This is a genomic window from bacterium (assembly GCA_027622355.1).
Lineage (GTDB): Bacteria > UBA8248 > UBA8248 > UBA8248 > UBA8248 > JAQBZT01.
In genome coordinates, this window is the sequence record JAQBZT010000111.1 from 1 (window position 1) to 8,578 (window position 8,578).

Annotated in this window: 9 protein-coding genes; all 9 read right to left on the reverse strand. The window is 60.5% G+C overall.

Annotated features, from left to right (window positions below):
• The coding region (locus O2807_07960) for a hypothetical protein (GenBank protein ID MDA1000434.1) at nucleotides 1–494 on the reverse strand (494 nt) is incomplete at its 3' end.
• A complete protein-coding gene (locus O2807_07965) occupies nucleotides 491–1,423 on the reverse strand; it encodes a hypothetical protein (GenBank protein ID MDA1000435.1) in 933 nt (310 codons plus the stop codon). The genes O2807_07965 and O2807_07960, both read right to left, overlap by 4 nt.
• Complete coding sequence (locus O2807_07970) at nucleotides 1,420–1,737, reverse strand: PqqD family protein (GenBank protein ID MDA1000436.1); 318 nt, start codon at nucleotides 1,735–1,737, stop codon at nucleotides 1,420–1,422. Before O2807_07970 ends, O2807_07965 begins: the two co-directional genes overlap by 4 nt.
• A gap of 97 nt (nucleotides 1,738–1,834) precedes the next feature.
• A complete protein-coding gene (locus tag O2807_07975) occupies nucleotides 1,835–2,605 on the reverse strand; it encodes a hypothetical protein (protein MDA1000437.1) in 771 nt (256 codons plus the stop codon).
• A gap of 27 nt (nucleotides 2,606–2,632) precedes the next feature.
• On the reverse strand, nucleotides 2,633–4,750 hold the full coding sequence (locus O2807_07980; protein MDA1000438.1) for a PBP1A family penicillin-binding protein: 2,118 nt from the start codon (nucleotides 4,748–4,750) through the stop codon (nucleotides 2,633–2,635).
• A gap of 24 nt (nucleotides 4,751–4,774) precedes the next feature.
• Nucleotides 4,775–6,376: a hypothetical protein gene (locus O2807_07985; protein MDA1000439.1), complete on the reverse strand. Its 1,602-nt coding sequence runs from the start codon at nucleotides 6,374–6,376 to the stop codon at nucleotides 4,775–4,777.
• Between the two features lie 12 nt (nucleotides 6,377–6,388).
• Nucleotides 6,389–7,021, reverse strand: a complete 633-nt coding sequence (locus O2807_07990; protein ID MDA1000440.1) for a hypothetical protein — start codon at nucleotides 7,019–7,021, stop codon at nucleotides 6,389–6,391.
• Between the two features lie 168 nt (nucleotides 7,022–7,189).
• Complete coding sequence (locus tag O2807_07995) at nucleotides 7,190–8,065, reverse strand: DMT family transporter (protein ID MDA1000441.1); 876 nt, start codon at nucleotides 8,063–8,065, stop codon at nucleotides 7,190–7,192.
• A 44-nt stretch (nucleotides 8,066–8,109) separates the two neighbouring features.
• Nucleotides 8,110–8,578, reverse strand: a 469-nt coding sequence (locus tag O2807_08000; protein ID MDA1000442.1) for an alpha/beta fold hydrolase, incomplete at its 5' end; no start/stop codon positions are given.

Sequence of the window (8,578 nt, forward strand, 5' to 3'; positions counted from 1 at the left end):
TCCATCCCCTTTAAATATTCCGGCGCCTCCCGCCACTGGACCATCTCCTCCCACGTCTCCGGCATTTCCACCAAAGCCATGTGCACACTGGCCGCAGAAGGGAGCCACCGCCCGCCCGGCGAGAGAAAACGGCGGGTCACATCCCGGATAATCGGAACAAGATGGGCGCCGACCAAAGAACTCTCAAAATCCTCGAAGATGATAAGGTCTGCGCGCTCCGGCAAAGACACCTCGGAGGACATGCCTTTTATCACCTGGAGCCGGTCCCCAAACCCTTGATGGCGGGCGATCTCTTCACAATGATCCCCCACCGAACCCTCGATGGCGTATACGCGGGCGGCCCCGGCCAGGCAGGCGAAATAACTGTAAGTTCCCAGCCCGGCCCCGATTTCAACCACGACATCTCCGGGCTTCACCGCCATTTCGATGGCGGAGCGGAAGGCGCGAATTCGAACGCTGTCCTGAAGCATGTGCGCATAATCCTCGATGCTCACTCGGCCGCCTCCACGCCCGTTATCTCCATCCTCGCAGAGAAGCTCAAATGCGCCGAGAGTTTTTCCCAGCCCAGCCCCGGATGAGACGCTTCAAGCCGGTAGTTGTTTCCCTTGTTCGCCAGCCTTATCAATGCGTCGAGTCCCTTCGCCTGGTGGCTACCCAGGTTGATCGATTGATTCACCAACTCTTCGATCATTTGCCGCGGCCCGATCTTGTGGATGGTTGCGATGTTCTGCCGCTCAACTTTCTGAAGGGAGACAATCTGGGCCACTTCCGCTGAATCGCCGCCAGGCTGGCCCTCCAGACGGCCCGGATTGACGAGCCATTTGTGCTCTCCCTCTCCGTCTGCGTAGCTCCAGGAGGGCTCGCTCAGGCGGGCCAGATCCGCATTCTTTTCCCGGGTCCCCTCCCGGATGAGAAGATTCCTCGGGAATCTGTGGATTCGAAGGGCAGCCGGATCCAGCAAAATGACTTCATCACTGAGAAACCAGAGCCCGTTGCGAAGAAGATACGCCACCAGGGTGGATTTTCCCGCGTAAGAATCTCCCAGCAGAAGAATGGCCTTGTCATTCAAGGCAGCGGCGGCACCGTGGAGCTGGATGAAATTCAGATTCGATTGTTCGAGGGCCGCCTTGCATATCTGATAATCCAGCCACCAAAAAATTTCGTCGAGATCATCCGAACCGGAAAAAGATGGGCTGTCATCTGATTCCTGAAAAAAATCCCTGCCGTCTCCACCGCGGACAATCCGGTACTGGCCCCCCTCTTGCTCAATTTCAACAGTAACGTCAGGGGCTACGTCAGGAGGTTCCTGCCAAAGCGTAAACAATCCGCTCTGCAGGAGATGGATGAGACGTTCCGGCGCCAAAAGGCGCAATCGATAGCCCAAAAGGTTGAATTGCAGCTTGGCGGACAACTGCTCTGTCACGTGGCTCTCAAATCCGAAGAATCAGCGGCGGACATCAGCAAACCCTCTTCCTGGAAGGTCTGAACGGCGCGCCGGACATCATCGAAAAGAGTATCCCCCGCAGCGCCCGGAAAATTCCGGAGACTTTCGGCAATCTCTTCGAGCGTGCGCGTTCCATCCAAGGATTCCCAAATAAAAGCCGCCGCGGGATTCAGCGAGTGAACCTTGTTCTTCTCCATATCGTAGAGGATAAAACCGTCATCCAGCTCACGGCATAAAATCTCATTTCGCCCGCGGGGGCGGTCAGAACCAATGAGTTCCCTGGAGGTTGCCATGGTCCTTCTCCAAAATGAGCAGGCGGTGCAACTCATTTATTTACAACGACTTTTTCTCGTTTATTTCCAGCTTGCAGCGCGAATGCGGCCCATCGCTCTACTTGAGCGCACGGGAGATCAGGATGGAAAACAACCCACGTGGTAGAAACTCCATGCTCTTCACGAATTCATCGAAAGTCGCCAGCCCCTTGCCGAAGGCGAGCGTGTGATCGATATAGGCAAATTCAAAAAGAGTATTACCGCGCATGAAGACGACCATCTTCCCGCGGTAGTTCGCCGTATAAGCCGGCGTCAGGGATTCATAGCGAAACTTGCGCGCCTCCTTTACCTCCTTCTCCTCCCGCGGGCCGCCGAAGGGCTGGCCCTCCTCGAGGAGATTTCTCGCCCGCTCGCGCGAAGCCGCGCTGGGCCGCCGTCCCATCCGGCCCCGCAGGTAAAACTCTCCCCGATGAATCCCGTTTTTCACGCCAATGGAGACCGCCTTTTCGAAAGGCCGGAATTTGTCGTCCAACACCGTCCGCATGTCCGTGTGCGGCGCGCTGAGCATCCGGCGGTAGGCATCCTTCAACTCGAGGATGAAGTCCTTCTCCTTGTCGAAGCGCCGGGATACGATCTGAAACGAAATCACCCCTCCCGAATGAGGGTTGTCGTAATACAAAACGGAGGTGGAGGGATCGTTCAGCGCCAGGATGTCGGCCACATCCGGCGTCCGGCGCCACGGCTCCTCGCGAATGGTTCGGACCTGGAAAGCATGCATTCGCGAGGTGTATACGGCAGGCTCCACACGTGCGGCGCAGCCCGAAAGCGCTCCGGCAGCAAGATACGGAAGCAGAAAAGCTCCGATCACGGTTCTGGCTGTTTTGCTCATGTGACAGATCCCAGGGATAGAAAAAACCTACCGGCGCGCCGCGGGCCCGCTTCCCGGCCGGAGGGAGCGAAAGCCCTCCGAGCGGAACAGCGAGTCCTGAGGGCTTGAAAGCGAATCCGCAAACCGGGTGGGCGCCGTCCCCCGCAGGAAAACTTCAAAGTCCGTGCTCCTGCTCTTGAGGGTGGCGAGCAGACCCGTCGCCCGGTCAACCCGGACAAACTCCACCCCCGGGGGCGGAATAAAGTCCTCGACCGGAAGCCCATTCATGGCCTCGCGGAAAAAGTCGACAAAGACGGGAACGGCGTTCCGCCCGCCTGTCTCGCCGGGGCCCAGGCTCTGCGGCTGATCGAACCCCATCCAGACGCTGACAACGAGCCGCGGGGAGTAACCGATAAACCAGTTGTCGCGGAAGCTGTTGGTCGTCCCCGTTTTTCCTGCGATGGGACGCCCCAGCACGGAGACGCGCCGGGCCGTTCCCCGCTCCACGACTCCCTTCAGCATGTGGGTGATGACGTAGGCCACCTCGGGCCGGATGACTTGGGTGGGCCGAACTTCCGCCTGGAAATACACCTTCCCCTCGGAGTCCTCCACACGCCTGAAGGCATAGGGCGTGTTGTAGTATCCGCCCGAGGCAAAAACACCATAGGCAGCGGTAAGTTCGGGAAGGGTGACGACCGAACTCCCCAGTGCGCTCGAGAGAGTTGGTGAAATCGGACTTTTGATCCCCAAAAGACGCGCAAACTCCACGAGGCGCTGAATGCCCACTGTTCGAACGAGACGAACGCTCACCGTGTTCCGGCTCTCGGCCAGCGCATTTCGGAGGGAGAGCCGTCCCTGGAAGTTCTTGGCGTAGTTCTGCGGCTTCCAGAGTGAATCGCCGCCCCCCTTCATGACGATCGGCGCATCGAGCACCGAATCCGCCGGGCTGAACCCAACGTCCACGGCCGCCGCATAGACAACCGGCTTGAAAGCACTCCCCGGCTGCCGCAAGGCCTGGACGGCGCGGTTGAATTTGCTCTTGCGGAAGTCCGAGCCTCCCACCATTGCCCGGATGGCACCCGTCTTTGGGTCGAGCGCCAGAAGGGCGGCCTCGGGAGGCTGCCAATCCGGCTGCAGATGGGCCTCGGGCCAGCGCCGCTTGACCAGCCGGGCGATTCCCTTCTTGACGGCGGCCTCGGCCACCGACTGATATTCGGAGTTGAGCGTCGTGTAGACGCGCAGGCCGCCGTGGTACAAAAGCTGAGAGCCGTACTTCTCTTCCAGGCGACGGCGGATGTACTCCAGAAAATGCGACACTGCCGTCTTCTCCTCCGGAGACTTCAGGGCGAGCGGCGCGTTCGACAGCGCGTCCGCCTCCTCCTTAGGAATAAACCCGGCCACGGCCATCCGCCGGAGAACGTGGGCCCTTCGCTCCAGCGAGGGGCCGGGGTCCACAAAGGGGCGGAAGCGCCCCGGCGCCTGGACCATTCCCGCCAGAAGCGCCGCCTCTGCCGTGTCCAGCTCCGCGGCGCTCTTGTTGAAATAGATGCGCGCCGCCGCCGCGACGCCGTAGGCGCCCCTTCCGAAATACACCAGATTGAGATAGCGCTCGAGAATCTGGTCCTTGGAGAGGGTGGCTTCGAGCTTTATGGCCGTAATGGCTTCCACGATCTTCCGCTTCCAGCTTCTCTCCCGGGTCAGAATCAAGAAGCGCACCAGCTGCTGCGTGACGGTGGACGCCCCCTGGCTGATGGTCCTCGACACCATGTTGTGGAACGCCGCCCGGACGATGCCCACCGGGTCGATCCCCCAGTGCTGATAAAACCGCTCATCCTCGACGGCGATGATCGCCTGACGCATTTTCGGGGAAATCGCCGAAAGCGAAACCAGCCGCCTCTTTTCGGCAGCGAAAGTCCCGATGAGGCGATCCTGCGAGTCGTAGACGTACGTCGAGAGGCTCGGCCGATGGGTCAGCACGGCATCCGCCGAGGGAATGCTGTCGTAGATCCAGAAGTAAATGGCACCGGAGAAAAGAACAGGGAGAACCGCCAGAACGAGAAAAGCGGACCATGCGATCCGCTCTTTCCGCGTCCGGGGCCGGCGTGAGTCTCCTACAAAAAACGCGTAGGACGACGCCCGGCTTCTCATTCTTTTGAATTTGCGCATCGGCCCGTTAAAAACTCCCGGATCCTAGCTGCGCTCGATGCGCCGCTCCGCTTCCTGCAGGATGGCGCGGAGTTCATGGATGCGCGAGTTGGCGCGATCGAGCACATCTTTTTCCTTGGTAAGTGACTCGAATTTGGCCCGCACGTCCTCAACGAGAAGACCCAGATCCCTCACGCGGCCCTCCACATCGGCCACGTTCCGCATCTGGCCAGCCACCTGCTGGGCGCGATCCTCGACACGCTGAAAGATCTCGCGGAGCTCATCGATCTGCAGCTCGACATCCTTCAAGGTCTGCCGGTCGCTCACCAGATCGCGGATGTGCGTATGGATTTCCTTCACGGAAAGCTTGAGTGCGGAGAGTTCCTCGTGGGCCGTCGCGACTTCGGCCTTGTTCTGGATCAGCTCCTTGATGCTCGCCTCGAGGCCCTCCGCCTGATGCTCGATAACGCGGAGACGCTTCTCGGTCCCGGCGATTCGCTCCTCTTCCTGATCGAGCTGTTCATACCTCGCCTGGACCTCTGCCGCCCGGGAGCGGACCTTCTCTACTTCCACGTCCATCTCCCGAACCGTCTGGTTCATGTTCTGGAGCCGTCCCTCGTTGACCTGCATCTCGCGCCCCGCCTCATCGAGGCGGCCGATGAAGCCCTTCACCTCCTCCATCGTCCGGTGCGCCTCGCGGACGCTCGCCAGATGGGCCTCGCCCTGCTCGAAAGACTCCTGGAACTGGGCAAGCGACTGCTGCATGCGCTTCTCCTGCGCCTCGATGCCCACGCGCTCCTTGGTCACATCCAGAATCCGCTCTTCGATCTGATCCACCAGATTGTGCAGCTGCTCCAGGCGGGCCTCCACGCGATCCACGTACTCGCCCCGGCGCTGGAGTTTCTCGATCTTCAGGTCCGATTCCTCGATAAAATACTGGAGCGCCTCGAGGCGTTTTTCCATACGCTCCACCTCACCGCGCCGCTCGAGCTGCCGCTCGATCTTGTCATCCAGTTGAACGACATTGGACGTAAGCGCCCGGATACGTTCCTCGACATGATCGACGAGCCCTTTCGTCTTCTCGATCTCCACAAGCTTCTGATCGATGCCATCGGCATGTTTTGCGATCAGATTGGCCTTCACCTCGGCCTGTTCGGCCACCTTCAGACTCTCGGGGATCCGCTCCAGGCGCTCTTCCAACTCCCGGGAGCTGACCTGATAGTCTTGGATCATGCGACGCAGCGTCGTGGATTCATCGAGCTCGCGCTTGAGGCGCTCCGCCCGCCGCTCCACCTCGTTCGCCAGATAATCGCGAAGAGACTGCACGCTCTCCCAGACCTCGGCCACCTCGGCCTTCTCGCCGCGGACCCGTTCCACCTCGCGCTCGAGCTTCTCGCGCTGGGATTCCAGTGCGGAGATCCGCTCGCTCGTCTGGACGAGAACCACGTTCTTGGCCAAAATGTCCTGGACCTGGATGCGCATGCTCTCGAGCGCCGGCCTGGTCGTCTCCAGATCGGAGCGCAATCCCTCCACATGGGAGACGCGCTCCATGATCACGTTCAGCGATTGCTCCATCTCATTCAGTGAACGCCGGAAATTCTGGCTCCGCTTCGAGAAGTTCTCGAAAACGACCTTCTCCTTGTCCACCTCCTGAAGTTTTTAGTCGAAATCCCGCGACAACTGGTTCAGCAGGCCGATTTTCGAGTTGGCCTCATCCAGCAGATCGCGCAGCTTGAAGGATTCCTCGATCTTGACCCGGACACTCCCGTAGATATTCTCCAGCTTGGCCACGCTCTTTTCGGTGCGCTTCACGAGCCGGTTTTCTTCCTGGAGATTTTTGATCTTCGCTTCCATCTCCCAGAGAAGAACATTCAGCTTTCCGGCCTCTTCGTTGGATTTCTCCACCAGCTCGCGCTGCTGATCGAGGCTGCGGGTCTTTGCCATGACATGCTCGGCCAGCACATTCAGATTATCGACATCCAGCCGCGACTTCCGGAAAATTGCTTCCAGATTCCGGATTGTGCCCTCCGACTGGGACAGCTTGTCGAATATTCCCTTGACCGCTTCACCCTGCCTTTCGGTCTGCGAAAATCGACCCTCAAGGCCGGCCAGCCGCGACTCGACAGATTCGAGTTCCGTCCGGCGGTTCGCCAGTTCGTCGAATTTGTGGGTCAGGAAGTCGACCATTTTTTCGAGGCGTTGGCGCTCCTCGGAGGAGGCCGAGATGAGTTGCCGCAGACGCTGTTCTTCCCCGGTGCCTTGATCAGTCGTTACGGGAGGAATCTCGTTCATGGTGGAATTCCTCATGCCCGGAGCGGGCAATTCCCTCTTGGAGAGGTAATGCGGGCGGATCCATGCGCTCTAGATTTACGTGACAATCATCCCCTAAAAGACTAGCGAAAGGAGGTATCGAAGTCAACGCACGATATTTCGGGGCCTCTTTTTATTTCCTCTTGTTTTTCAGCCATTTGACCTGCTGCCCCAGACGATTCCCGCCAGCATGAGCGCCCCCGAGGCGGCGCGTACCGCCGTCAGGGGCTCTGCCAGCACCCACCAGGCCAAAACAGAGGCCACCAGAGGCTCGCCCACGATGATGAGGGCCACCTTCCCCGAGGAGAGGTAGCGCAGCGCAAAATTGACCGACGTATGGCCGAGCAGGGTCGGCCCCAGCGCCATGGCCAGCAGAAGCAGCCACGTTTCGGCCGAAAATCCGCGCAAGGGCTGCCCCGCCATCCAGCCGCCGCCCGCCAGCAGCAAACCGCTCAGCCCATAGCAGACGGTGATGTAGGGACCCAGCGCGATCCGTCCCCTGAGTCTTCTTCCGCAAAGCAGATAGACCGACGCCATGGCGGCTCCGGCCAGCGCGAGAAGATTCCCGTAGCCGCTCCCCGCCCAGGCATACGCGTCCGTCCCGATCAGGATGACGCCTCCCAGGAAGGTGCAGAAAACCCCCGCCCACAGCGCGGGCGCCTCCCGCTCCCCGAGAAGGAAAAAACCGCCGAGCCCGGCGAATATCGGATTCATCGTCACCAGGATGACCGAACTCGCCACAGAGGTGTGGCGCAGAGATTCGATCCAGAAGCTGAAGTGAAATGCGAGCGCAAAGGCGGAGGCGAGCCAAAGCGCTCTTTCGCGGCGGGACAGGCCCCGCCAGGCCGGCCCTATCCCCCTCGCGGTGAAACCGAGAAGCAGCCCGGCCCCGCCCAGCATCCGGTAGGCGGCGATCGCCATCGGCGGGGCCTCTCCGGCCAGCCGGATCAGAATGGCCGACCCGCCCAGCACAACGACGCCGATCAGCAGGATGCCGTAAAGGCGAAACGGCGAAATCTGCGTCAACGACACTCCCCCTGAGAGGACGATGCCGCCCCCTCATTTCCTCTTCACTCTCCCGAGAGGAATTCCGCCATCGAGCGGCCGAGCGCCGCGGGTCTTTCCAGCATGCTCATGTGGCCGGCCCCGGAGATGATCTCGAGGCGGGCGCCCTGGATTTTCTCGGCGAGATAGCGGGCGTACTTCGGAGGGGTCAGCCGATCCTCATCGCCGCAGACAACGAGGGTCGGCATGTCGATCTCGTGGAGCCGCTCCATCACATCGAATCTGTTGCACGCGTTGTAGTCCCCGTGAAGCACATCGGGCGGAAAGGCCAGTAAGTCTTTTTTCCCCTGCTCGATGAGCGCGGCCGGCGCGTTCGGGGAAAAGGCCCACTGGATGGCCAGCTCCACCGTCTCCTCAAAATGGGTGCGGACCCTGTCGAGAAGTTCCGGCGCAATCCGCAGGCGGGCGCCGGTGCCGATCAGGGCGAGCCCGCCCCATTGGCCGGGGGATGAGAGCGCGCAGGAGAGCGCAACG

Excerpts from the sequence above, each read along its gene's own strand:
- O2807_07970 (MDA1000436.1), bottom strand. The coding sequence starts at position 1,737 with ATGGCAACCTCCAGGGAACTCATTGGTTCTGACCGCCCCCGCGGGCGA.
- O2807_07975 (MDA1000437.1), bottom strand. The coding sequence starts at position 2,605 with ATGAGCAAAACAGCCAGAACCGTGATCGGAGCTTTTCTGCTTCCGTAT.
- O2807_07980 (MDA1000438.1), bottom strand. The coding sequence starts at position 4,750 with ATGCGCAAATTCAAAAGAATGAGAAGCCGGGCGTCGTCCTACGCGTTT.
- O2807_07990 (MDA1000440.1), bottom strand. The coding sequence starts at position 7,021 with ATGAACGAGATTCCTCCCGTAACGACTGATCAAGGCACCGGGGAAGAA.